The sequence below is a fragment of the Enterococcus columbae DSM 7374 = ATCC 51263 genome, assembly GCF_000406925.1.
In the GTDB taxonomy this organism is placed as follows: Bacteria; Bacillota; Bacilli; order Lactobacillales; family Enterococcaceae; genus Enterococcus_E; species Enterococcus_E columbae.
This window is the reverse complement of sequence record NZ_KE136347.1, coordinates 935,018-961,065: the sequence shown is the minus strand read 5'-3', so window position 1 is coordinate 961,065 and position 26,048 is coordinate 935,018. Positions and strand designations below refer to the sequence as shown.

Here is a 26,048-nt window from a genome sequence, read left to right as displayed (position 1 = left end):
AAGTGATCATATTCAGCTTTATCAGCTGTGTATAAGTGTTCACCTGAGTTAGGGTTGTAAGCACGGTATAATTGTACTGCTGTTGCAGGAGCTAAAGCTTTCACTTCATCTAAAACTTTATCTACGTCAGCTGTAGAAGTTGCTGCATTAACATTTTTAACAAAGTCATTCGTTTGTTTTTCTGTTAAGTAATCAGCCTTACGAATAGTATCGATTGCTGCAGTTTTAGCATTTTCTAACTTAACTGCGTCAGCAAATTTTTCTGTCCATTCAGCTTTTAATTTTTCATCATTTAATGAAGCAGCTTTAGCAAGACCTTCATTGAACTTACCGTTATCGTATAAAGATTTCAAACTTTTAACCGTCTCAGCATCAGTTGCTTTGTTACTTTGTACCACTGCTTTATTAAAGGCATCTTTAGCAGCTTCTAAAGTAGTAGCAGCATTTACAGCATTATTGTATGCTGTTATTTCATCATTGGTTAAATTAGGTAATTTGGCGATTGCACCAGTATCTGCAGTAGCAGCTTTAGCTTTAAATGTAGCTAAATCAGTTTCTTGTTGTAAATCAAGTGATTGAGCTTGAGCAACTAATGAGTCAACAGTAGCTGAATCACTAGCAGCTAAAATCTTAGCTTGATAATCAGCTTTTTGGGCAGAAGTTAAGTTTTCAAGAGCAAGCACTTTACGTACAGCTTCAGGTTTAGTTACAGTTGCTAATGTTTTAGCTGTTTCATTTGCTTTTTTAGCTTTACCAACAATAGTATCAGCTGTAGCTAAATCTGTAGGTGCACCAATTGCTGCTGTTGTTGTCGCTTTAGCAACCTGAGATTTGAAGTCAGCTTTTTGAGCATCACTTAAATATGATAAACTATCAATGGCTTTATTCGCATCTTCTTGAGCTTTTACTAACGCTGCTTGAGTAATAGCATTTTGGGCGATGTCCACTGTCTTTGTAAAGAATGGTTTTAATCCATCATAGATAGTTGCAACTGTTGCATCGCTTGCATTGACCACGGCTTTTGCTTTTGCTAAATCTGAATCACTTAAACCAAGAGTATCCAATACTGCTAAAGCAATTGGTTTGATATCTTTTACATCATTCTTTCCAAAGGCAGAAGTATTAGAAGTTCCTAGATAAGCATTAGCTTTTTCGGCAAATACTTTGTTTACACCATTTACAGTGGTTTCAGCATTAACAGCACTAATGTATGTTGCTTCATCAGCAGCTTTCCAAGTCTTAATAGCTTCAGTTGCTTTATCTTTAGCAGCTTTTAGTTCAGGATCAACTACAGCTGCTTTAGCATTATCTATAGCAGTTTTCACTCCAGAAACATTTGCTGCATCTTTAATATCTTGTAATGCTTTTTCTAAATCAGCTTTTGGTAAGTTTGCTAAACCTTTCACTTCTGTTTCAGCAGCTGTTTTAGCATCTTCTAACGCTTTAGTATTTGCTGCCACTATTTCATCAACTAATTTCTTCAATTCTAATGGAGATGCTGTTGTAGCTAATCTTTCATATTTTGAAGTATATTCTGCACGAGCTGTTGCATCTAAGTTTGGAGTAGGAGTATCCCCAATGATTGTTGAAACAGTCACCACTGCTTTAGCAGCAGTCATGTTAGCATAACCAGCCCATGTTTCGAAGTCATTGGTTACAGAAGTAACTTTATCAGTTGTATCTGCTTTATTAACTAATCCTTTAAAGTAATCAACAATTGCTTGTTTCTTAGCAAGTGTCTCAGTAGCTGTACCTGTTGTATAGTAAGCACCAAAAGAACCGTAATTTACATTGATGGTTTCATCTAAAGCAGATTGACGTTTGTTTGCTAGTTCATTAGCCACTAACTCATCTTTAATAGCTTTAACAGCATCTAATGTTTTTGCTGCATCTAGCTTATCTGAATATTGTTTTTGTAATTCACTAGATAATCCAGTATATGCAGATAGAGATTTTACTGCAGTAACATCATTTGATAAATTCGTAGCATCTGCTTCTTTAGCGGTAGATAGAGCTGTATCAACTGCATTAATTAAAGTATCTAGCGCATTTTTAGCATTTACATCAGTAGATTTATCAGCTTGAGTATATGTGTTTTGAGCAGCTACAATGCTTGCATCATATGCAGCTTTTTGTGCTTCACTTAGATTTTTCAAGCCATCAACAATAGCGTTTGCTGCCGTAACTTTTGCATCAGCAGAAACATTACCTGTAACATAAGAATCTAATAAAGTTTTTACATCATTATTTGCAGCTTCAACTTTTTTTGAAGCATTTTCTAATGTAGTAAATTGATCAATTAGATTTTTATACAAATCAGTCGTAGAAGAAGTATATCCACCTACAGTAGTTACATAAGTATTTGCTTCAGTAGTAGCAGAAGATTTTAAAGCTCCCAACAATGCATCTTTTTCTGTAGAAGTGACTTTACCAGCAGTTGCAGCATCTTCTACTGCCTTTTTGATATTGTCATAATTACTTACTAATTTTTTAGCAGTGTCGGTAGTAACTAACTTATAAGCATTAAGTACAGCTGTATAAACATCAGCTTGGTTTGTCGCACTTTTAATTGAGTTTTCTTGTGCAGAAACATCAAAACCATAACCTTTTAAAGTATTTAACTTAGATAAAGCATCTTGTTTTGTTGTATCTGTTGCTGCTACAACAGTTGTTTCTTCCGCATTAACCACATTAGTTAAAGCGATTGGAGCTGGAGCTACGGCACCTAATAAAGTTAATAATACAACCGGTGCAACAACCCAGTTCTTTTTAGATTTGTACATTTTGTAGATACGTTTTGATCCGTTTTCTACTGGAGAAAGGTTGTCTTTTCATTCACTAGAAAACGGACCAATATTAAAGATATGTGCAAAGGTTGTCTTTTTGACTTGAATTTTTTTCTGAATAGAAATAAGAAAAAATGAAAGGAAATATCTGTCTTTTATTCATTTTGTGCTATCATGTAAATGAAGTAACTTGCAAAAAATATCAGGATACAAATTCGTTTACTAGATTAAATAATCAAACAGGTTATCCAATTTTTGTGTCTTTTTGAATATTAATTGATGATAAAAAACAAAACAATGTCTAAAAAATAGCAATTAAGTATGGTTAGTGGCACAAATATTTTGTAAGTATGACTTGAATTATCTTTTGGGGGATTATGGATGAAATTTTTAAAAAGTTTAGGTCTAGGTGTGTTAAGTGCTGGTTTGTTGTTTGGTGTAGCTACCAACGTTAAAGCAGAGGCGATTTATCGATTGTACAATGAAAATGATGGTGCGCATTTTTATACGGGAAATCGGGTAGAAAAGACGATGCTGATGGATGCTGGTTGGCGTTATGAAGGTCGAGCGTGGAAGGCAGCTGATGGGGGACAGCCGATTTATCGGTTATACAATCCTAATTCAGGCGAGCATCATTTTACCACCGGTGTTTATGAACGTAATTGGTTGATGACTAAGGGCTGGCGCTATGAGTCGATTTCTGGTTATTCGATGACTAAAGATACCGGAGCTGCGGTTTATCGTTTGTTTAATCCAAATGAAAGTGGGGCAGGCAGTCATCACTATACTTTAAACGGAAATGAGCGGAATCAGTTAGTGAGTTTGGGCTGGCGTGATGAGGGGGTGGCTTTTTATCAAGAGCCAATTTTTATTCCTCAGCCCGTTATTTTAGATATTTCAGGTTGGCAATCACCAAGTAAGATTAATTATGATGAGTTAGCGAGTGATGTGGATGGTGTGATTGTTCGTGTGCAGCATGGTACGGAAAAGCAAAATATTGAAAATGGTGCACAGTATCTATCAGGTGAAGACAAGGCTTATCAAACACATATTCGTGAATTTCAAAAACGCGGGATTCCAGTTGCTGTTTATGCTTTTGTGATGGGCGATTCGGTTAGTGAGATGAAACGAGAGGCTACCCTGTTTTATCAAAGAGCGCAAGGTTTTCAACCAACTTTTTGGTGGGGCGATTTTGAAAAAAATACGATGACAACAGGTACGATGCGCGAGGGTGCAGAGGCATTTCGCAGTCAATTAAAAGCGCTTGGTGCAAAAAAAGTTGGTGCGTATATTGCCAATCATTTGTATGCGCAATTTAATTTAGATGTAGATCAATTTGATGCGATTTGGATACCAACGTATGGTATTTATAATAACGGTCTGTTTGATCCAAATGAAGTGAAAAGCTATCCTTATGCAACTAAAAACTACGATATGCATCAATATACATCAAAAGGAGAATTGGCTGGTTATACTGGTAATTTAGATTTGAGTCGTTTGGTGCATCCGGAAGATTTTTCTTATCTTTTTGGTTAATTTAATAAATCTTTAGCCGAATAAATAAGTAGGCTTATGTTATCATTAAGCACTAATTTTGGGAAGAAGGCATTTTTGTGAAAAAGAGTTTTTGGTTGAAATCGGCATTTTTAGCATCAGCCCTGGTGCTAGGTGGAGTGGTTGCTTCACAAGTTCATGCGGATGAAGGGATTAAGATGTATCGATTGTATAATCCTAACAGTAGTGAACATTTTTATACGTCAAGTGTAGCTGAACGTGATCATTTGGTTTCCGTTGGTTGGAAGAATGAGGGCGGCGCTTGGACTGCGCCAACAAGTGGCCGTCCAGTCTATCGTTTGTATAGTAAGACTTCAGGTGATCATCATTACACAACTAGCTTAGCCGAAAAGAATAATTTGGTTAAGGTGGGTTGGTCATATGAAAATATTGGTTGGTATTCTAAGGGTGGTCATGCGGTTTATCGCTTATTTAATCCTAACGCCAAAGGAGCAGGTAGCCATCACTATACGTTAAGTCGCGACGAATATCATCAATTAATCGCGCTAGGCTGGCGTGGTGAAAATCTAGGTTGGTATGCATTAGGTGATAGTGAGATGTCTAATCGACCAATCGTTACGGATAGTGCTACTCCACGTAAGGTAGATGAAAACATTACAGCAAATGGTGGAGGCGAGGGAAATAATCCAGGATCTTATCGCCTGCTTTATTCACAAAAACCATTTGATCAAATGCCAGAAACGCAAGCAGTGCCATTTATTGAATTTTCTGCTGATGTAACGATGAAGGGTTCACAGCTAGATGGTGATTTTTATGGTCTGCAGTTTATCATCGCTGGAAATGGGGATGCCTCAGGTCAAGTTGGCTTAGATATTGGTTATCAAGATGGAGGCTCTATCGAATTTGCCCAAGGGCGTTTAGCGGTGAAAACGGTGAATTTCCCAGCTGGCTCAGACGATCATGGTCAACAATATTATAGCGTGAATACAGCAGCTTATATGGATGATAGTGCAAAATTGACCGTTCAATACTATCAATTGCCTCAAGGGGAGTATGTGGTTACTCGTGTGAATGACCAAGTTGTTGGTATGTATCAAACCAAATTAACTACTAATGAACGCTATATTTTACATGCCCAAATTGAAGATTGGCAAAAGAATGTGGCAACTTTATCTATCCGTAATTTGCAAGTGTTGATGAATGGGGTTGATGTGACGATGAAAGGCGCTGTTAATATGCAGGTTAATAAGAAGCCTGAAACGAAAGGTACCTCATTTGATTTACGTGCTGGTAGCGATGCGTGGTTAATTCACGGCGCTTATTAATGACTTAATATTTTTGATGGCAAGAAGGGCTAGCACTTTCTTGCCATTTTCTTTACAATAGAGCTAGGGATGTTGGGAAATAATGTTTAAAGGAACCCTATTATCTATGAAGAAATTATTACTCTTACTTTTTTCCTTTGCTCTTTTTGGTTTATGGTCTGAAAGGAATGTTCAGTCTGTTCATGCGAGTACCATCGCTTCGGAGCGTTTGTATCGACTGTATAACCCAAATTCAGGTGAGCATTTTTACACCAAAGCAAGATTGGAAAAACAACAGTTGGTTGCTCTAGGCTGGCAGGATGAAGGGACTGGTTGGTATGCCCCAGTGACAGGCGAGGCAGTCTATCGGTTATATAATCCTAATGCAGGTGACCATCATTACACGTTAAGTGCAGGAGAAAAAGAGGCGTTAGTTGCTAAAGGTTGGCGTTATGAAGGAGTTGGTTGGTATTCTGCACCAAGTAATGCGGATTATGCTAAACCACTCTATCGTGCATATAACCCTAATGCTTTAGCTGGTAGCCATAATTATACGTTAAATAAAGCTGAGCAAACTTATTTAACTTCTCTGGGCTGGCAGGATGAAGCGATTGCTTGGTATGGGGTGAATCTACCTAGTCCATTAATTGTCGACTTATCAGAATGGCAATCACCTAGCAAGATTGATTATGATACCTTAGCCAATCAAATTGATGGGGCAATCGTTCGAGTCTATACGGGCTATCGAGCTGATAATAATTATCAAAGACATCTCACTGAGTTACAAAAACGTGGCGTACCTGTAGCAGTCTATGCTTATGTGGCACCTAGTGATACGCTTGCCGAAATAAATGCACAAGCGACGCAATTTTATCATTTAGCAAGCTCCTTTCAGCCAAAGTTTTATTGGCTTGATGTGGAGGATGAGTATTTATCTGGTGGGTTAACTGATGGGACCTCTATTCGTGATGCGATGGAAAGTTATCGGCTGACTTTAGCTACAAATGGTGCAAGTAAAATTGGCGCTTATATTGCTAATAATCGTTTTGCGACCTTTAACTTAGATACCACTAAATTCCAAGCAATTTGGGTACCTACTTACGGAGATAATTCAGGCTACTATGAAAATAACGCTCCAGATTCAACGGAGAATTTTGCACTTCATCAGTACACGTCGACCGCTAGATTAAAAGGCTACGATGGCTCTCTAGATTTAAATCGTTTATCAGGTCAAGTAAGTTTTGCACAACTATTCTCATAATTGTGGTAAAATTATCTTAGAGATAAAAAACAAATTTTCTGTATTTTAGTGTAGGTTAGGATTAGTTTTTGATTGTATTGAAATATGCAGTAAAAAACTAAGATTGGAGGGTTAGATATGAAAAAGTGGCAATTAAAATTTGTGATGTTCCTAGGTGGGATTTTGCTGTATTTGTCTTTAGCTGGTTCTTTGCAGGCGGCTGAAATTTCAATGTATCGTTTATATAATCCCAATAGTGGAGAACACTTATACACTAAAAATACCGTTGAGCGATCATTATTAGCTCAAAGTGGTTGGTATTATGAAGGGGTGGGCTGGATTGCTCCAAGCAGTAGTTCAACCCCAGTGTATCGTTTGTATAGTGTGCAAAGTGGGGATCATCATTATACAACAAGTGTGGGTGAGCGAAATTGGTTAAAACGTCTTGGTTGGCGTGATGAAGGAATAGGTTGGTATTCGGCTGATAACCAACAGATTCCACTTTATCGTAGCTATAATCGCAATGCTAAAGCAGGTAGTCATCATTATACGACTAGTCTGGCTGAACATCAGGCTTTGTTGCAAAAAGGCTGGCAGGATGAAAAAATTGGTTGGTATGCTTTAAAGGCTGGTCAATCTGTTGAGTTGACAGGTTGGGCCAGACCGATTAATCAAACCAATTTTGATAGTCGTCAAATTGGTTTGGCTTGTTTGCAGTTCGTCAATCAAGAGCGACAGCAAAAAGGTTTAGCACCGTTAAAATGGAATGAGCAAGCTTTTCAAATAGCAGATTTAAGAGCGTGGGAAATTATGTTGAATTTTAATCATGTGCGTCCTGATGGTAGCAAGCTAGAAACAGTGAATGATGAAGGAATGATTTCTGGAAATTATCGCTATTTTGGTGAAAATATTGCTTATCATAGCTATGTCTCAGTATCTAATGAGCAAATTGCAAAATTATTTTTTGATATGTGGAAGTCTTCTGATGGACATTATCGAAATATGGTTTCACCAAATTATCAAGAAATCGGTTGTGGCTTTGCTTACGCTAATGGCATTATCTACGCTTCACAAAATTTCTATACCTTTTAAGTAAGAATTATCCTCATGGTTTAGACCATGAGGATATTATTTTGGTTAAATTAGAAATATTTAAGTAAAAATACTTGTCAAGTGACTAATTTTCAGTGTATAATGACAATTGTGTGTACAGCACAATACACCACAATATCCCACATTCTTATTGGATTGTTGGTAGGTGCTAGCAATAGTTTGCCAGCAAGGTTAAAGATAAGAAGAGGAAAACAAAAACCAAATTGGAGGAATTTTAACATGGCAGTTATCTCAATGAAACAATTGCTTGAAGCCGGCGTACACTTTGGTCACCAAACTCGTCGCTGGAACCCAAAAATGAAGAAATATATCTTCACTGAAAGAAATGGTATCTACATCATCGACTTACAAAAAACCGTTAAGTTAGTAGATGCAGCTTATGAATACATGAAAGAAATCGCTGAAGATGGCGGTATTGCATTATTCGTAGGTACGAAAAAACAAGCACAAGATGCAATTAAAGACGAAGCTATCCGCGCTGGTCAATACTATGTAAACCATCGTTGGTTAGGTGGTACGTTAACTAACTGGGAAACAATCCAAAAACGTATCTCTCGCTTAAAAGCTATCAACGAAATGGAAGAAAACGGTACTTTTGACGTACTTCCTAAAAAAGAAGTTGCAGGTCTTAACAAAGAACGTGAACGTTTAGAAAAATTCTTAGGCGGTATCGCAGAAATGCCAAGAATTCCAGACGTAATGTACGTTGTTGACCCTCGTAAAGAACGCATTGCTGTTCAAGAAGCACGCAAATTAAATATCCCAATCGTAGCGATGGTGGATACTAACTGTGATCCAGATGAAATCGATGTAGTGATTCCATCTAACGACGATGCAATTCGTGCGGTTAAATTAATCACAGCTAAAATGGCAGATGCTTTCATCGAAGGTAACCAAGGTGAAGACCAAGCTGCTGAAGAAGTTTTATTCGAAGCAACTGAAGAAGCTGCTACTTCAATCGAAGAAATCGTTGAAGTTGTTGAAGGCGACAACGCATCAGCTGAATAATTAAATCTTTCAAACCAAAGAATTTAAATGGAGCTGTTTTAAAGGGCTAGGTGAGAAGCCTCACTCTCCTTTTGAAGCAGCTCTTTTTTGAAAATTAAACCAATTTTTTAGGAGGCAATTCTCAAAATGGCAGAAGTTACAGCTAAATTAGTTAAAGAATTACGCGACAAAACAGGCGTAGGTATGATGGACGCTAAAAAAGCTTTAGTCGAAACTGAAGGAGATATGGACCGTGCGATTGATTTATTACGTGAAAAAGGTATGGCTAAAGCTGCTAAGAAAAATGACCGTATCGCTGCAGAAGGTTTAGCTTCAGTTGCAGTGAAAGGAAATGTTGCTGCAATCGTTGAAGTAAACTCTGAAACAGACTTCGTTTCTAAAAACGAAATGTTCCAAAACCTTGTAAAAGAAATCGCTGAATTAGTTGCAGAACACCGTCCAGCTGATATGGATGCTGCATTACAATTACAAGCTTCAAAAGGCACTTTAGCCGAAACATTAATCGAAGCAACACAAGTTATCGGAGAAAAAATCAGCTTCCGTCGTTTCCATGTTGTTGAAAAAGGTGACAACGATGCATTTGGTGGCTACCTACACATGGGTGGACGTATTGCTGTATTAACTGTTTTAGAAGGTACAACTGATGAAGCAGTTGCTCGTGACGTTGCAATGCACGTTGCTGCTATCAACCCTCGTTATGTAAACGAAAGCCAAATTCCTCAAGAAGAATTAGAACACGAAAAAACAATTCTTACTGAACAAGCTTTAAATGAAGGCAAACCAGCAAATATCGTTGAAAAAATGGTTGAAGGTCGCTTGAAGAAATTTAAAGCTGAAATTGCTTTAGTTGACCAACCATTCGTTAAAGATCCTGACATGACTGTTGGTAAATTTGTTGAAACTAAAGGTGCTAGCGTTGCTTCATTCACTCGTTTTGAAGTTGGTGAAGGTATCGAAAAACGCGTGGATAACTTTGTAGAAGAAGTTATGAGCCAAGTGAAAAAATAAGCACTGTAAAATAAATAGGAACGCATGAAAATGCGCTCCTTTTTTTTAGGAATTTTCAAAAATGTTATCAAACAAGAAAATTAAGTCACTGATGTTTTTCAGAAAGCAATCAATAATTTTCTATCTAAAATAAAAAATTACTTATTTTGTGCTTTTTCAAGAAACAAAACTGGTATTCATGTAAAAATATGATAAAATAAAACTGAAAAGAATTCACGGAGGATTTGTTATGGTTGAACCAAAATATCAACGAGTCATATTAAAACTAAGTGGCGAGGCTTTGGCTGGGGAAACTGGCTTTGGCATCAATCCACCTACAATAAAAGAAATTGTCAAGGAAATTAAAGAGGTTTATGATTTAGGTGTTGAAATGGCAATTGTTGTCGGTGGTGGCAATATTTGGCGTGGTCAAATCGGCGCTCAAATGGGGATGGAACGTGCGCAAGCTGATTATATGGGAATGTTGGCAACAGTTATGAATGCATTGGCTTTACAGGACACATTAGAAAATGAAGGCGTACCAACACGAGTACAGACTTCGATTGAAATGCGTCAAATCGCTGAACCATATATTCGTCGTCGTGCGGAACGACATTTAGAAAAGAAGAGAATCGTGATTTTTGCTGGTGGAACAGGTAATCCTTACTTTTCAACAGATACAACCGCTGCGTTGCGTGCTGCTGAAATCAATGCAGATGTTATCTTAATGGCTAAAAACAATGTAGATGGTGTGTACTCTGCAGATCCTAAGAAAGATCAAAATGCAGTGAAATTTGATGAATTAACACACTTAGAAGTCATTGCCAAAGGGCTACAAGTCATGGATTCAACTGCAAGCTCATTAAGTATGGATAACGATATTCCATTAGTTGTCTTTAATTTAAATGAGCCAGGAAATATTCGTCGTGCAATTCTAGGAGAAAATATTGGAACCACTGTAAGGGGGAAATAACATGGCTGACTTAATTTTTAACGAAGCAAAAGACAAAATGCATAAAGCACAAGAAAGCTTACAACGTTCATTAGGACAAATTCGTGCAGGACGCGCGAATGCTTCACTACTTGATCGTGTGAGCGTGACTTATTATGGTGTGCCTACACCATTAAATCAAATGGCTTCAATTTCAATTCCAGAAGCGCGCGTTTTGATGGTTACACCATTTGATAAATCAATGGTTCAAGAAGTTGAAAAAGCAATTTTAGCTTCAGATTTAGGTATTACACCAACTAGCGATGGCAATGTGATTCGTTTGGTGATTCCTCAATTAACAGAAGAACGTCGTAAAGAATTAGCTAAAGAAGTGAAAAAAGAAGCTGAACAAGCCAAGGTTGTTGTGCGTAATATCCGTCGTGATGCAATCGATGAATATAAAAAACAACAAAAAGCTAGTGAAATTACCGAAGACGATTTGCGTTCTGCTGAAAAAGAAATTCAAGATTTAACAGATCGTAACATCAAAGAACTAGATAAAATTGCTAGTGACAAAGAAAAAGAATTATTAGAAGTATAATTTTTGCATGAAAGGTAGTCGTTTTGACTGCCTTTTTTTCTATTTAGGTTTACATTTTACTTTACAAATAACTAGACGAGATTAAATAATTGTAGTTATAATGGTACTAATAGAAGGGGGCGAAAAAATCGTTGATATCAATAGAAACTTTACCTTCATATTTAAGGTTTATATAGTGAATTTACAAGGATAAGTGTTTGGATTCAACGGTAAAAAAATGAAAAAGAAACCAATCATAGAGCTATTTTTGTTGGGAATTATTGGGGTGTTATTTTGCTTATTGCCATTTAGGCTACAAGCTGATGAATTGTCAAATATAGCTGTAGCTTCACCATTGCAAACACAAATAACTAGTGTAGAGCAAAATCGCTGGCAGTTAACTATTAATACTGCTAGTCAGTTAAAAATAAAACAACTTTATGTACCTATTTGGCATATGGATAATCAGAGTGATATTCATTGGTATCAGGCTGGAAAAATAGCAGAAAATACTTACCAAGTGAATTTTGACCCTAAGATCCATCAATATCATGAAGGGATTTACCATATGCATGTCTATGCTTATCTTGAAGATGGTAGTTGTGTGACTGCTGTTTTAAATGATCAGCATTATACTCTGCCTGAAGAAAATCTTGAAACTACTATTCAGAATTTTCAAGATAAACTTGGGCGGGCAGATTTAACAGTAAAAGTCAATACTGCTCGTGAAATACAGCAAGTGTATCTTCCAATATGGCACGCTGATGATCAAAGTGATATTCAATGGTATGCGGCTAAAAAAGAGAATGATGGCAATTATCATGCATCAATCGACCTAGCCAAGCACCAGTATCATCGTGGTAACTATCATATCCATACCTATGTTTATTTTAAAAATAGTTCCAAACCACTTGTACAAGTTTCTCCAGATATAACCTTTAATGAATATCCTGATGAGGTGCAAGCAAGTATTGAGAATTATAATGATAAAGCTGGTAGTATGGATATAAGGGTGCTAGCATCATCAGTTCATGGCATTAAGCGAGTTTATGTTCCTACTTGGAGTAAAGCAGATCAAAGCGATATTGTTTGGTATGTAGCACAAAAACAGACGGACGGTAGCTATTTAGCCCATATGAATATTCAAAACCATAAGGAAAATCGCGGCAACTATCATCTCCATGTTTATGCTTATAATCAATTGAATCAAGCTAAGGTTCAAGTTTTGGATGATGTTCATTTTTCGGATAATTATCCAAATGAGATCAATGCGCAGGTTCAAAATTTCGATGATGAAAATGGTCGTTTAAATGTACGTGTGCAGGCTTTCTCTACTCAAGGGATTGATCGAGTGTATGTACCGATTTGGAGTAGGGCAGATCAAAGTGACATTGTGTGGTATGTAGCGCAAAAACAAGCAGATGGTAGTTATATGGCGCAAATGGATATTGCTAAGCATCAGTTTTATCGTGGAACTTATCATCTTCATGCTTATGCCTATACAAAAAAGAATATACCAATGATGACCGTTTTACCTGATGTTACTTTTCAGACATATCCTGATACTATCCAAGCCAATATCGAACAGGTAAATCAAAATCTGGGTTCTTTTATTGTCACGATTCATGCAAAGACACATCAGGGTATCAAACAGATTAGAGTTCCAATTTGGCACCGTAGTAATCAAAGTGATATTCATTGGTACGAAGCAAAAAAAGTGAATAACGACACCTACCAGGTTCAGATGAATGTGGCTAATCATAATTATGAAAATGGTCTTTATCAGGTGCATGTTTATTTGACAAATTATGCAAACCATCAAACAATGGTTGCATTAAATCCGGTTCAATTATCTGGTGATTATCAACAACGTGTGCTTTCAGTTCCTTATTATAATCAAAATGCTTGGGGGGCACCGGTTGGTTGTGAAGGCGTGGCTTTATTACAAGCATTACAGGCAAAAGGCTATGCTAAACAATATAATCCACGAAGCTTTTTAAATGAAATACCACATTCGACAGATGGTACGCCTTATACAGGTTTTGTTGGTAGTCCGTTTATTGCTAATAATTGGCAGTTTACCGCAATTTTTGACCAAGCATTAACCAAATGGGGACAAAGGTATGGGAATGTGAGCAATATTTCGGGTAGTTCAACTAGTCAATTATTAGATCAGATTTGGCAAGGAAATCCAGTTGTTGCTTATGTAACAGTGCATATGACACCACTTGCTTGGGGAATTTGGCAATTTGGTCGAGTGCCAAATAATAATCATGCAGTGACTCTTTCGGGATTTAATAAGCATAATGGAACGGTTTTTGTCACAGATCCAATTGACGGTCAGTATTGGATGCCAGCAAGTAAATTTGCTAGCATATATGAAGCCCGAAAAATGGCCGTGGTTGTTAGATAAGGATGAGAGGAGAATAGAGATGAGAAAAGTAGCGAGTGTAGTTTTAGGTATTGGGTTTTCCTTGGCTTCTTTGGGCGTTGTTAGCCAAGCGCAAGCAGATCAAGTTTCAACAACGGTAAATGAAGGTAATTTACAGTTATCAGTAGCTGATGTCAATCATGATGGCGTTTATAAAGCAGCTATTTGGGGTGAAGCAAGTGGGCAAAATGATATCCAATGGTATGATTTAAATAATCAAACGACCAATGCAACCTTAACGACACAATTGTTGAATCACCATGAAAATGGAGTCTATCAAGTTCATATTTATGATTTTAAAAATCAGCACCCACAATTTGTGGCAGCCACACAAGTTAGTGTTGATTTATCCATTGAAGGTCAGACAGTAATTGATCAAGTTGACTCGATTGGTGGTAACTATCAAGTGACTTTTACCCCAAACAAAAACGCTAATTTAATTAAAGAAGTACTCATTCCTACTTGGACCGATCAAAATGGGCAAGATGACATTGTTTGGCATATGGCAAAAAAAGTAGGTAATAATTGGCAAGCAACCATTGCATCAAGTGAGCATAATTTTGAAACAGGTCAATATCGTACCCATGTTTATGTCCGTGATTTAACTGGTCAGTTACATTTTATGGCTGAAAAAACACAGCAAGTGACTGCCGATACAGCTTTTAAGTTATCCGCAACTGCTGATAATACGCAAAAAACGACCCAGATTCAATTACAGAATTATCGTGTGGTTCAACCGGACTTGAAATTTGCAGTCTGGGGTGAAGCAAATGGGCAAAATGATATTCAATGGTATAGTCCGACACAACAAGGCAATAATTGGCAATTCACTGTAAATACTAACAATCATCGAGAAAGTGGAAGCTATCAAGTTCATGTGTATGATTTCAAAGGCGGAAAACCAAAATTAGTCGGCACAACGACTTTTAGTATTCAGCCGATTGCTGAGGCAAGTCCGGTCATCACAGCTCAAGATGACAATAATCAAACTTTTGATATCCAGTTATCAGCTCCCCAAAGTCCGGCTGCTTTAACTGGTGTGAAATTTGCGGTTTGGAGTGAAGCGTCAGGACAAGACGATCTTAAGTGGTATGATGCCAAATTAAATGGAAATCAATATACCTATCAAGTGGATACAGCCAATCATAAAGACAGTATCGGTAAATATTTTGTGCATGCGTATACTAGTGACGAACGAGGAATTTTCCAAATTGTTGGACATACTACCTTGAATGTAACTGAATCTAAGGCTGCTCCACAGCTTTTAGCGACTGTAAATCCAGATAAAGAAACTGTTACTTTGAAGTTAAAACATTGGTCTGAAGGTGGAGAAGTGCTTTTGCCAACTTGGGGTGAAAAGGACGGCCAAAATGATATTCAGTGGTATGCTGCCAATAAAATAGGTCGTTCTTCTTGGCAAACCGTCGTTCCTTTAGGTAATCATATGGAATTAGGTACCTATAATGCTCACGCCTATTCGAGAAGAAATAATCAGCTACAGATTTTAGGACAAACGCAGTTTAATATTACTGATATTAAAGCTAATTTCATTACATTTTCAAATCAAGATCCTAATGCTGGGACATTTACAGCAACTTTAAATAATCTTTTAGCAAATGGGGCAGTTAAAGGTGTAAGAATGGCTGTTTGGACTGACCATAATGGTCAAGATGATTTGAAATGGTATAATACGACCAAACAAAATCATAATTATGTATTAAATGTGAATACCAAAAATCATCATTATGAAAGCGGCTTGTATTATGTCCATGTTTATGTTGATTATACCAATGGTAGTAGTCAATTAATTGCCTACACTACAACCAATGTGAAAGTGAATCCACGTAGATATCAAAATCCTGCGCCATATTATCAAATCAAGGATGAAATCAATATTGGTGATTCTGGCTATAATTTATCCTATGGCTATGAAGGCTTAAAAGTAGCTAAGGTGATTCAACGCTTAGGAGCGGGTAGTTATATTGGTATGGGCGGTGCGCATTATGGACCACGGACCCAATTTGCTGTTCGTCAATTCCAAGCTAGAAGTGGACTACCGGTTAATGGGGTAGTTGATTTACGTACTTGGAAAGCAATGGGCTTGTCGGAGTATGATTGGTATCATTTAGGCGCTTATGTAAGTCCACTTAGAGTCAATCGACAAAGTAGTCGCAGCGATCATATTGAAGCGATGATTAGTCGTGCCTATGATTATTTAGGTGATCCATATGTCATTGGGGCATCTGGTGCACCAGGCTTAGGTTTAGACTGTAGTGGTTTAGCGATGCAAGCGTTGTATGCTGCTGGCTTAGATATGTCGCCAATTAATCCGATTCGTCATGCTTTACCAGGTTATGAGTATGAATCAAGAAATATGTGGGCTTCACCACAATTGATGAAAGTTCCTTATGGTGCTAGACAACGTGGAGATTTGATTTTCTATCATGATGGTCGTGGAACAGTCATTCATGTGGCTATTTATCTAGGCAATAATCAAGTGATTGAGTCATGGCCAAATCGGGTGATGATTTCACCGATTGTCGATTGGCAACATCCTTATGTTTTAGGAGTCGGCCGACCATTTATTTAAAATAGTTATTTAGCGATTTAGCGTTCATTTTGCCTTAGAATTTAGGGTGAAGTGAGCGCTTTTTTTTATCGAAAGGGGATACAGAAGCTTTTAGAAAATTTCATATGATTTTTTTCATACTATGGTATAATAGGGAAGATAAGATTGAATTTTGATAGGAGGCGAACTAGGTGTTTCGTTTTTTTCCTGAAAAGAAAAAATCAGCGCAAGTAGACGCTACTGTTACTTTTAATCCTCAGCTTGGGGTTCCTAAGCATGTAGCAGTGATTATGGATGGAAACGGTCGTTGGGCGCAAAATCGGCGTTTACCACGGGTTGCTGGCCATAAAGCTGGAATGGATAATGTCAAAAAAATTACCAAGCATGCTTCCAATTTAGGCGTCAAAGTATTGACCTTATATGCTTTTTCAACTGAAAATTGGAAACGGCCAAATGATGAAGTCAACTATCTGATGCAGCTACCTGTTGATTTTTTTGAAAGTTTTGTTCCTGATTTGATTGCAGCAAATGTAAAGGTTCATGCAATGGGTTATTTAGAAGATTTACCTAGTCATACTTTCGATGCGGTTAAAAGAGCGATGGAACAGACTAAGCATTGTACAGGAATGATTTTAAACTTTGCGATTAATTATGGTTCACGAGCTGAGATATTAACTGCAATTCAAAAGATTTGTGAAAAACAAGAGGCAGGGTTATTATCGGCTAGTCAAATTGATGAACAACTGGTATCTAATCATTTGATGACAAGCTTTTTACCAGCAGATTATCGTGACCCTGAATTAATGATTCGAACAAGTGGCGAAGAACGAATTAGTAATTTTTTACTATGGCAAATTGCTTATAGTGAATTATACTTCACACCCAAATTTTGGCCTGATTTTAATGAAGCGGATTTAGAGCTGGCTTTTGCAAGCTATCAGCAACGTGATCGACGCTTCGGGGGCTTAAATCAAAAGGAGGAGAATAAATAATGCAAAAACGCGTCATTACCGCCGTCGTTGCTTTGGCTGTCTTTATTCCGATTATTTATGTCGGTGGGATTACTTTACAGCTAGCCGCAGCGATTTTGGCAGTGATTGGAGTTTATGAGCTTTTTAGGATGAAAGGCTTGAAGTTAATTAGTTTTGAAGGAATTTTATCAGCATTAGGTGCGGTAATTTTGGTTTTACCACGGAATCCTTGGTTTAGTTTTTTACCAATTAATACCGATAAGTGGATGCTTTTTTACCTAGTGGTTATGCTTATCTTGGGCTTATCTGTTATTTCAAAAAATATGTATACCATCGATGAAGCCGGTTTTCCGATATTAGCTAGTCTATATGTTGGGGTAGGCTTTGGTAATTTTGTCTCCGCTCGTATGGATAATGATGGTTTAATTGTTTTAATGTTTGCCTTTTTCATTGTATGGGCAACGGATATTGGTGCCTATATGATTGGTCGTAAATATGGAAAAAATAAATTATGGCCAGAAATCTCACCCAATAAAACAGTTGAAGGTGCGTTAGGTGGGATTTTATCAGCGGTAGTTGTTGCTGTTATTTACTTATTGATTTTTAATGCGCAAACCTATTTTAACCATTCTTTATTTGTGGTTGCTTGTATGACGATTGTCCTATCTATCGTTGGTCAATTTGGTGATTTGGTTGAATCAGCTATTAAACGCTACTTTGGTGTAAAGGATTCAGGCAAATTACTGCCAGGACATGGCGGAATTTTAGATCGTTTTGACAGTATGCTATTTGTTTTTCCAATCATGCATTTGCTAGGATTGATTTAAAAAGATGAACGTGGTGATTTTTCACCACGTTTTTTTAGATTAAAGGAGTGCTCAAGCATTCGGTAAGCTAGGAGAAGAATTGAGGAATACGCGCTGTATGAAAAAAAGTTCGCTTTCAATTTTTTAAATAATGGAGCAACTTTTCTGTTTATCTTGCTTGTTAGCACGGATTATTTTTAAAAGAAAAATGAAAGAAGATAAAGCTAAAGTAAAAATCACCAATTTTCGATTAAATTATTGTTACAAACTAACAGAAAAGTTGTCATAATTATGAGTTGTGATAAAATTAGAGCATGTGTAATATTTTAGTAATCAAGGAGAGTTTATGAAAACAATTTTAGTTTTTATCATTATTTTTTCAGTCATAGTTATTGTTCATGAATTTGGACACTTTTATTTTGCTAGAAGGTCAGGGATTTTGGTTCGTGAATTTTCAATTGGAATGGGACCAAAGCTTTTACAATGGCAAGGAAAAGATGGCGTCGCTTATACCCTTCGGATGTTGCCTTTAGGTGGCTATGTGCGAATGGCTGGTGCCGATGAGGGCGAGGATTTACAACCGGGAATGTTTGTTTCATTGGTATTAGATGAACATGAGGTTGTTCAGACGATTAATACGAGTCAAAAACTTCAGCTAACCAATGCAATCCCATTTGAGGTGGCGCAAAGTGATTTGGTTGATGCTTTGACTGTTAGTGGGTATGTTAATGGTGATGATCAAAACATGGTCACTTATTCAGTCGATCATGATGCGACCTTGATTGAAAGCGATGGGACGAAGATTCGAATTGCGCCTAGAGATGTACAATTTCAATCAGCGAAATTGAGTCGTCGTATGCTGACGAATTTCGCTGGTCCCATGAATAATTTTATTTTGACTTTTATTTTATGTGCGGTTTTGATTGTTTTACAGGGCGGAGTAGGCGATCCTTCGACTAGTAAATTAGGTAGTATTTTACCGGATAGTCCAGCTCAAGCGGCTGGTTTAAAGCAAGGTGACCGTATTTTATCACTTGATGGCAAAAAGGTGGATGATTGGAATGATTTAGTAAGTGTTATCCAGGCTCATCCAAAAGAAAAATTAACCGTTACCTATGAGCGTAAAGGTAAGAAGTATCAAACCACTTTAACGCCGGATGCAGTCGATAGCGGTACGCAAAAGGTTGGCCAAATTGGGGTAAATATGGCACAAAAATCAGGCATTGGGGTGGCCATCACTGGGGCCTTTCAATTATCGGTGGATATGGCTACCCAGATTTTTAAAGCCCTGGGTTCGATGATTGTTCATCCGGATATCGATAAATTAGGGGGGCCGGTAGCTATTTATCAACAATCTTCCATTGTGGCTAGTCAAGGCTTAAAGACGATTCTTTATTTCATGGCGTTGATTTCGATTAATATTGGGATTTTTAATTTATTACCTATTCCTGCTTTGGATGGCGGAAAATTAGTGTTAAATATTGTAGAGCTTTTACGTGGTAAACCGATGAAACCAGAGCATGAAGGTTTGATTACAATGATTGGCGTAGGCTTAATTTTAATCTTGTTTGTTTTAGTTACGTGGAATGATATTCAGCGCATGTTTTTTAGATAAGTTGTTGGGGATGGATTGATTATGAATGGAGTTAATGTATGCAACAGATGAAATTGTTTATTCCTACGCAAAAGTCAGCTGAAGAGGTAAACAGCACGAGCTTAGCAGATTTACTCATTAAAGGCGGCTACCTTCGACCAATGGCTAATGGCGAGTATGCTTATTTGCCCTTAGCGAATCGGATTTTACAAAAATTAGAAACGATGCTTAGGGAGGAATTACAAAAAATTGACGCCAATGAATTGCGTTTTTCGGTGACTAATGAGCTAGTTAAAGCTAGTGCTTATTCCTTAACAGATCATCATCGCCAATTAATTACCGATTTAACGTTAACTGATTTGTCGGTTATCCAGTTTTTGAGTAGAGAAATTCAATCCTATCGGCAATTACCTTTGACTTTTTTTCAAATTCAAACGGTCAAAGTCAGCGAAGAAAAGCAAGCCAAGACGTTACTTCATGAAAGTCATGCGCTGTTTGTGGATGGTTATTTCATGCATGTTGATGAGGCTGGCTTAGATGAGATGTATCAACGTTTGCTAGCGGTTTTTTCAACTTTTCTACAAAGCTGTCAATTAAAGTATCGTAGTGTAGTTGATGAGGCTAGCTTGGCTTGTCGCAAGTCAAGGGTGTTTATTGGTGAAACCCATTTAGGGAAAGAAGCGTTAGTTATTGCTAACCAAGGTGATTACGCAGCCTTGAGATCGATGGCAAAGAGCTATCTACAAATACATAAAACACATGAAGTTTTTTTACCTTTAGCCACGGTTTCGGCTAAACAGGCGGATGAACTTCAAAAGCGACAAGTGCCAGCTTTAGCCTATCGCTTTTATCAAGCAAATGATGAACTGGTTATGGTGTTTTATCTAGCTGAAGACCAGCTAAGTATTTCAAAAATGAAGCATTATTTTCAGACGGATGAAATGCGTGAGCTTTCCATAGAAGAAGCACATGAAATCATTGGCAACGTAGCCGATTTATCAGCATTATTAGGGAAGCTTCGCGTGATAGCTGATGTAAAAACGCAGCAATTTGCTAACTATTATTTGGATTTAATTCCTATACTACCAGAGGCTTTTTATCCAATTAATCTACCCACTGATTTAGCAGTTAGCGAATATGCTGATTTACATTTGGTGCAAATTGGCGATGCAGCTCCGGAAAATCAAGGCGAATTGGTCGGCTTAATGGGCAATCGTTTGGCTCAAATTGAAACCTATCAGCTTTTGGCAACTAGTGAATTGCTCTCAAAGGTCACTAATGATGAGAATGAACAGATTCCGGTTTATCTTGGTCATTATGCGATGAATTTATCGGAAATTTTTGCGTTAATTGCTGAACAGTGTCGTAAGCAAAATCAATTTATTTGGCCTGCTGAGATTGCCCCCTATGATGTTCATTTATTGCAAATGCATCGTGCAGATTATCATCAGAGTCAATTAGTGGAAGAAATCTATCAAATTTTACAACCAAAGCAATATGATATTTTGCTCGATCAAAGAGATGAGCGTGTGGGTGTGAAGTTTGCTGAGGCGGATTTGATTGGTTGTCCGATTCGAATTATCGTTGGTAAAAAGGCGATTGAAGGGGTCGTTGAATTGTTTTTGACCAATCAAAATGTTCAAGTCGAAGTGCGCAAGGATGATTTATTGTCAACCTTGGCGATTTTACTTGGTGAAATGTAGTGCGAAGCTGTGGTTTTTTAGTAAAGCCACAGCTTTTATGTGTTATTTAATAGGCTATATCTAGAAAATTTGGTATAATGAAGGCTAGTGAGCATTCAGTCAGGAGGTTTGCTTTTTGTCACAAGAAAAAGAAAAATTTGCAATACTATTAGAACACATCCAATTGCCGGCTAAATGGCAGAATCATCCTGCAATACAAGCCGGCCAAATTAAGCAGGTAATTGTACATAAGAAACAAAGATGCTGGGCTTTTGAGTTTCATTTTCCTGAAATTTTACCCTATGCTTTGTATCATGATTTTATCAATCATTTATCTATGGCGTTTCAAGCAATTGCTCAAATTAAGGTAACTATTCAAGTGGATCAAAGTCAATTTGACCAAGCCTTACTTCAAGATTATTGGTATACTGCATTACAGAATGCGAATTGTGAAACACCAATGATTCAGCAAGCTTTAAAAGGGCAAAAGCCTTATATTCAAGAGGATAAAATTTATTTATCTGTAAGCAATGAGTCAATTATTCCTTTATTAGAACAACAATATATACCAGTAATTAGTCAAAATTATCGACAATATGGGTTTCCCAATTTACGGATGCATTTGCAATTAGATCAAGAATTAGCTAGTTTAGAACAAATTGCCTTTGCCCAGCATCAAGAGGAGCAAACAGCGCTCTTAGTGGAACAAGCCACTCAGGCGATTATTCATTCTGAAAAACGCAAGCAAGAAAAAGCAAATGAAACACCTACGATTACCGGACCGATTTTACTAGGTCGTGAAATTGCCAACAATGAAGAAATCACACCGATGATTGAGATTGTCGAAGAAGAAAATCGAAAGGTGTTTGAAGGCTATATTTTTGATTTAGAAATTCGTGAATTACGCTCGAAACGTTCGTTATTGCAGATTAAAATTACCGATTATACCTCATCTTTTATTGTTAAACGTTTTTCAAACAATGATAAGGATGTTGAGATGTTCAATGCCTTGAAAAAAGGGATGTGGGTACGAGTAAGAGGTAGTGTCAAAGAGGATAATTTCTCTCATGAGTTAACGATTCAGGCGCAAGACATTATGGAAGTCAGTCATGAAACGCGTAAAGATTATGCCAAAGAAGATGAAAAGAGAATCGAGCTACACTTGCATTCTAATATGTCAACGATGGATGCCACCAATTCGATTACTGATTTGGTCGCGCAAGCAGGTAAATGGGGACACCCAGCGATTGCGATTACTGATCATGGCGGCGCACAAGCCTTTCCAGAAGCGCACCAGGCTGGGAAAAAGGCTGGCGTGAAAATTATTTATGGTGTCGAAGCAAATATTATTGATGATGGGGTAGAAGTTGCCTATAATCCACAGCCTGTAGCTTTAGATGATGCGACCTATGTTGTTTTTGACGTGGAAACTACTGGCCTTTCTGCGGTTTATGATACGATTATCGAGTTAGCTGCCGTGAAGATGCATAAAGGCAATATTATTGATACCTTTGATGAATTTATCGATCCAGGTCATCCACTTTCAAATACAACGATTGAATTGACCGGTATTACTGATGATATGGTACAAGGGTCAAAATCTGAAGCTGAAGTCTTAGCAATGTTTAAAGAATTTACCGGCGATGCAATCTTAGTTGCCCATAATGCTTCATTTGATATTGGCTTTTTAAATACTAGTTATCAGAAAAAAGGCATGCCGATAGCGACCAATCCTGTTATCGATACTTTGGAATTAGCGCGCTTTTTATATCCAGAGTTTAAACGGTTTGGTTTAGGTGTCTTAACCAAAAAATTCAATGTAGCATTAGAGCAGCATCACCGGGCGATCTTTGACTCTGAAGCAACCGCGCATTTAGCTTGGATTTTTATTAAAGAAGCGATGGAAAAGCATGATATGTTTTTACATCAGGATTTAAATCGACATGTAGGTGGTGAAAATGCATATAAATTAGCTCGCCCATTTCATGCTACGATTTTAGTACGGACGCAAGCTGGCTTAAAGAATCTGTTTAAATTAATTTCTTTATCAAATGTAAAATACTTTCATGATAAGGTTCCTCGTATTCCGAGAACGGAGCTTGTTAAGCTAAAAGAAGGCTTGTTAGTCGGTACTGGTTGTGATAAGGGTGAAGTTTTTGTGGCAATGATGCAAAAAGGCTATGAAGCAGCCAAAGAACTTGCCCGTTTTTATGACTATATTGAAGTGATGCCAAAACCTGTCTACGCTCCTTTAATTGAGCAGGAATTAATTAAAAATGAGCAAGATTTAGAAGAAATTATCGCTAATCTAGTAAAAATTGGTGAGGAATTAAATAAACCAGTCGTTGCTACTGGAAATGTCCACTATCTCAATAAAGAAGATGCGATTTATCGTAAAATTTTAATTAATTCAATGGGACCAGGAAATCCCTTGAATCGACACAGCTTACCTGAAGTCCATTTTAGAACAACAGACGAAATGTTGACAGAATTTCAATTTTTAGGTGAACAAAAAGCTTATGAAATCGTTGTTGAAAATACGCATAAAATAAATGATTTGTGTGAAGTGGTCATTCCGGTTAAGGATGAATTATATACCCCTAAAATTCCAGGATCAGAGCAAGAAATTACTGATTTAAGTTATAAACGAGCCAAAGAATTATATGGGGATCCTTTGCCTGAAATTGTGGAAAAACGATTAGAAAAGGAATTAAATTCGATTATCGGTAATGGTTTTTCCGTGATTTATTTAATTTCGCAAAAATTAGTGCATAAGAGCAATGAAGATGGCTATTTGGTTGGTTCTCGTGGCTCAGTTGGCTCTAGCTTCGTTGCGACAATGACCGGAATTACCGAGGTAAATCCACTTGCCCCACATTATTATTGTCCTAATTGTCAGTACTCAAAATTTTATGATGATGGTCGCTACGGCTCGGGCTTTGACATGCCGGAAAAAGCTTGTCCAGAATGTGGGACACGTCTGAAAAAAGATGGACATGATATTCCATTTGAAACCTTCTTAGGCTTCCATGGGGATAAAGTCCCTGATATCGATTTAAACTTTTCTGGTGAATATCAGCCACAAGCGCACAATTATACTAAGGTCTTGTTTGGTGAAGATTATGTCTATCGTGCGGGAACAATTGGTACGGTTGCTGATAAAACAGCTTATGGTTTCGTTAAAGGCTATGAACGGGATAATGATTTGAATTATCGTTCAGCCGAAGTTGATCGCTTAGCTAAAGGAGCAACTGGAGTAAAACGGACAACTGGTCAGCACCCGGGTGGGATTATTGTTATTCCTGATTATATGGATGTCTATGATTTTACACCGATTCAGTATCCAGCTGATGATATAAATGCTGAATGGCGGACAACGCACTTTGATTTCCATTCCATTCACGATAATATTTTAAAACTAGATATCCTTGGTCACGATGATCCGACGGTTATACGGATGCTACAGGATTTATCCGGTATCGAACCTAAGACGATTCCAACTGATGATCCTAAAGTGATGGAAATTTTCCAAGGAACTGAGGTTTTAGGGGTGACTGAAGCGCAAATTGGTTCTAAAACAGGAACCCTAGGTATACCCGAATTCGGTACGCGTTTTGTACGAGGAATGTTAGAACAAACGCATCCTTCCACTTTTGCCGAATTATTACAAATTTCCGGTCTTTCTCACGGTACGGATGTTTGGCTAGGTAATGCGGAAGAATTAATCAGTCAAGGCAAGGCCACCCTAGCTGAGGTAATTGGTTGTCGTGATGATATTATGGTGTATCTGATGCATGCTGGATTAGATAACGGGCTTGCCTTTAAAATTATGGAGAGCGTTCGTAAAGGGAAAGGAATTCCTGATGATTGGCAAGAAGAAATGCGTAAACAAGAGGTGCCAGAATGGTATATTGAATCTTGTTTAAAAATCAAATATATGTTCCCTAAAGCGCACGCGGCAGCCTATGTCTTAATGGCTCTACGTGTGGCCTATTTCAAAGTCTATTTCCCAATACTTTATTACTGTGCATATTTTTCAGTTCGTGCAGATGATTTTGATTTGATTGCGATGACTCGTGGGAAGGCTGCGGTGAAGGCTCGTATGGAAGAAATCAATAATAAAGGATTGGAAGCTTCGGCTAAAGAGAAAAACTTATTAACGGTGTTAGAATTAGCCAATGAAATGCTCGAACGTGGGTTTGAATTTGGTATGATTGACTTGTATAAATCAGATGCCGTGAATTTTGTTATTGAAGGAAATAAATTAATTGCGCCATTTAGAGCAGTACCAAGTTTAGGGCTAAACGTTGCCAAACAAATTGTGGCTGCACGCGAAGAAGGAAAATTCTTATCTAAAGAAGATTTAGCTACTCGTGGCAAGGTGTCTAAAACATTAATTGAGTACATGAGTGAAAATGGGGTACTAGATGGCCTACCAGATGAGAATCAATTATCTTTATTTGACATGCTGTAAATTTAATTCATTAACTATAAATCATGCCAAGAGTACTATAGATAGCATTCTTGGCAT

16 protein-coding genes are annotated in these 26,048 nt (G+C 37.5%); 15 read left to right on the top strand and 1 reads right to left on the bottom strand.

Translation table 11 applies throughout. From position 1 onward, the window contains the following. The coding region (locus RK02_RS04480) for a KxYKxGKxW signal peptide domain-containing protein (RefSeq protein WP_016183070.1) at positions 1–2,783 on the bottom strand (2,783 nt) is incomplete at its 3' end. Between the two features lie 384 nt (positions 2,784–3,167). On the opposite strand from RK02_RS04480, the gene RK02_RS04475 reads away from it, so the two are divergent. The 15 genes from RK02_RS04475 (at position 3,168) to RK02_RS04405 (ending at position 25,991) form a co-directional block, all read left to right on the top strand. Next, positions 3,168–4,322, top strand: a complete 1,155-nt coding sequence (locus RK02_RS04475) for a GH25 family lysozyme (protein WP_016183069.1) — start codon at positions 3,168–3,170, stop codon at positions 4,320–4,322. A 77-nt stretch (positions 4,323–4,399) separates the two neighbouring features. Next, on the top strand, positions 4,400–5,626 hold the full coding sequence (locus RK02_RS04470; RefSeq protein ID WP_016183068.1) for a hypothetical protein: 1,227 nt from the start codon (positions 4,400–4,402) through the stop codon (positions 5,624–5,626). A gap of 82 nt (positions 5,627–5,708) precedes the next feature. Next, positions 5,709–6,866 (top strand): GH25 family lysozyme, encoded by a 1,158-nt coding sequence (locus RK02_RS04465; RefSeq protein WP_018451803.1) that lies wholly within the window; start codon positions 5,709–5,711, stop codon positions 6,864–6,866. 117 nt (positions 6,867–6,983) lie between these two features. Continuing rightward, entirely contained in the window at positions 6,984–7,937 is a 954-nt protein-coding gene (locus RK02_RS04460; RefSeq protein ID WP_016183066.1) for a CAP domain-containing protein, read from the top strand. 240 nt (positions 7,938–8,177) lie between these two features. Beyond that, positions 8,178–8,966, top strand: coding sequence for a 30S ribosomal protein S2 (gene rpsB / locus RK02_RS04455; RefSeq protein ID WP_016183065.1), 789 nt, complete (start codon positions 8,178–8,180; stop codon positions 8,964–8,966). 126 nt (positions 8,967–9,092) lie between these two features. Continuing rightward, entirely contained in the window at positions 9,093–9,974 is an 882-nt protein-coding gene (tsf, locus tag RK02_RS04450) for a translation elongation factor Ts (protein WP_016183064.1), read from the top strand. Between the two features lie 229 nt (positions 9,975–10,203). Beyond that, positions 10,204–10,926, top strand: a complete 723-nt coding sequence (pyrH, locus tag RK02_RS04445) for a UMP kinase (RefSeq protein WP_016183063.1) — start codon at positions 10,204–10,206, stop codon at positions 10,924–10,926. 1 nt (position 10,927) lies between these two features. Next, positions 10,928–11,485, top strand: coding sequence for a ribosome recycling factor (gene frr, locus RK02_RS04440; RefSeq protein WP_016183062.1), 558 nt, complete (start codon positions 10,928–10,930; stop codon positions 11,483–11,485). A gap of 217 nt (positions 11,486–11,702) precedes the next feature. Next, a complete protein-coding gene (locus RK02_RS04435; protein ID WP_016183061.1) occupies positions 11,703–13,877 on the top strand; it encodes a GBS Bsp-like repeat-containing protein in 2,175 nt (724 codons plus the stop codon). A 19-nt stretch (positions 13,878–13,896) separates the two neighbouring features. Continuing rightward, positions 13,897–16,485: a GBS Bsp-like repeat-containing protein gene (locus tag RK02_RS04430; protein ID WP_016183060.1), complete on the top strand. Its 2,589-nt coding sequence runs from the start codon at positions 13,897–13,899 to the stop codon at positions 16,483–16,485. Between the two features lie 170 nt (positions 16,486–16,655). Then, positions 16,656–17,456: an undecaprenyl pyrophosphate synthase gene (gene uppS, locus RK02_RS04425; protein ID WP_016183059.1), complete on the top strand. Its 801-nt coding sequence runs from the start codon at positions 16,656–16,658 to the stop codon at positions 17,454–17,456. After that, positions 17,456–18,262 carry a phosphatidate cytidylyltransferase gene (locus RK02_RS04420; protein ID WP_016183058.1) on the top strand — a complete coding sequence of 269 codons (807 nt, stop codon included), beginning with the start codon at positions 17,456–17,458 and terminating at the stop codon, positions 18,260–18,262. The genes uppS and RK02_RS04420 overlap by 1 nt, the downstream gene beginning before the upstream one ends. A gap of 325 nt (positions 18,263–18,587) precedes the next feature. Then, a complete protein-coding gene (rseP, locus tag RK02_RS04415; protein WP_016183057.1) occupies positions 18,588–19,856 on the top strand; it encodes an RIP metalloprotease RseP in 1,269 nt (422 codons plus the stop codon). Between the two features lie 38 nt (positions 19,857–19,894). Further along, the gene (locus RK02_RS04410; protein ID WP_016183056.1) at positions 19,895–21,538 is read left to right on the top strand and encodes a proline--tRNA ligase; all 1,644 of its coding nucleotides are present in this window, start codon (positions 19,895–19,897) and stop codon (positions 21,536–21,538) included. 115 nt (positions 21,539–21,653) lie between these two features. Next, positions 21,654–25,991: a PolC-type DNA polymerase III gene (locus RK02_RS04405; protein ID WP_016183055.1), complete on the top strand. Its 4,338-nt coding sequence runs from the start codon at positions 21,654–21,656 to the stop codon at positions 25,989–25,991. Positions 25,992–26,048: the final 57 nt, after the last annotated feature.

Coding starts and splice junctions, on each gene's coding strand:
- RK02_RS04460 (WP_016183066.1), top strand. CDS start 6,984: ATGAAAAAGTGGCAATTAAAATTTGTGATGTTCCTAGGTGGGATTTTG.
- rpsB (WP_016183065.1), top strand. CDS start 8,178: ATGGCAGTTATCTCAATGAAACAATTGCTTGAAGCCGGCGTACACTTT.
- tsf (WP_016183064.1), top strand. CDS start 9,093: ATGGCAGAAGTTACAGCTAAATTAGTTAAAGAATTACGCGACAAAACA.
- RK02_RS04475 (WP_016183069.1), top strand. CDS start 3,168: ATGAAATTTTTAAAAAGTTTAGGTCTAGGTGTGTTAAGTGCTGGTTTG.
- frr (WP_016183062.1), top strand. CDS start 10,928: ATGGCTGACTTAATTTTTAACGAAGCAAAAGACAAAATGCATAAAGCA.
- RK02_RS04420 (WP_016183058.1), top strand. CDS start 17,456: ATGCAAAAACGCGTCATTACCGCCGTCGTTGCTTTGGCTGTCTTTATT.
- RK02_RS04430 (WP_016183060.1), top strand. CDS start 13,897: ATGAGAAAAGTAGCGAGTGTAGTTTTAGGTATTGGGTTTTCCTTGGCT.
- RK02_RS04465 (WP_018451803.1), top strand. CDS start 5,709: ATGTTTAAAGGAACCCTATTATCTATGAAGAAATTATTACTCTTACTT.
- RK02_RS04435 (WP_016183061.1), top strand. CDS start 11,703: ATGAAAAAGAAACCAATCATAGAGCTATTTTTGTTGGGAATTATTGGG.
- rseP (WP_016183057.1), top strand. CDS start 18,588: ATGAAAACAATTTTAGTTTTTATCATTATTTTTTCAGTCATAGTTATT.
- pyrH (WP_016183063.1), top strand. CDS start 10,204: ATGGTTGAACCAAAATATCAACGAGTCATATTAAAACTAAGTGGCGAG.
- RK02_RS04410 (WP_016183056.1), top strand. CDS start 19,895: ATGCAACAGATGAAATTGTTTATTCCTACGCAAAAGTCAGCTGAAGAG.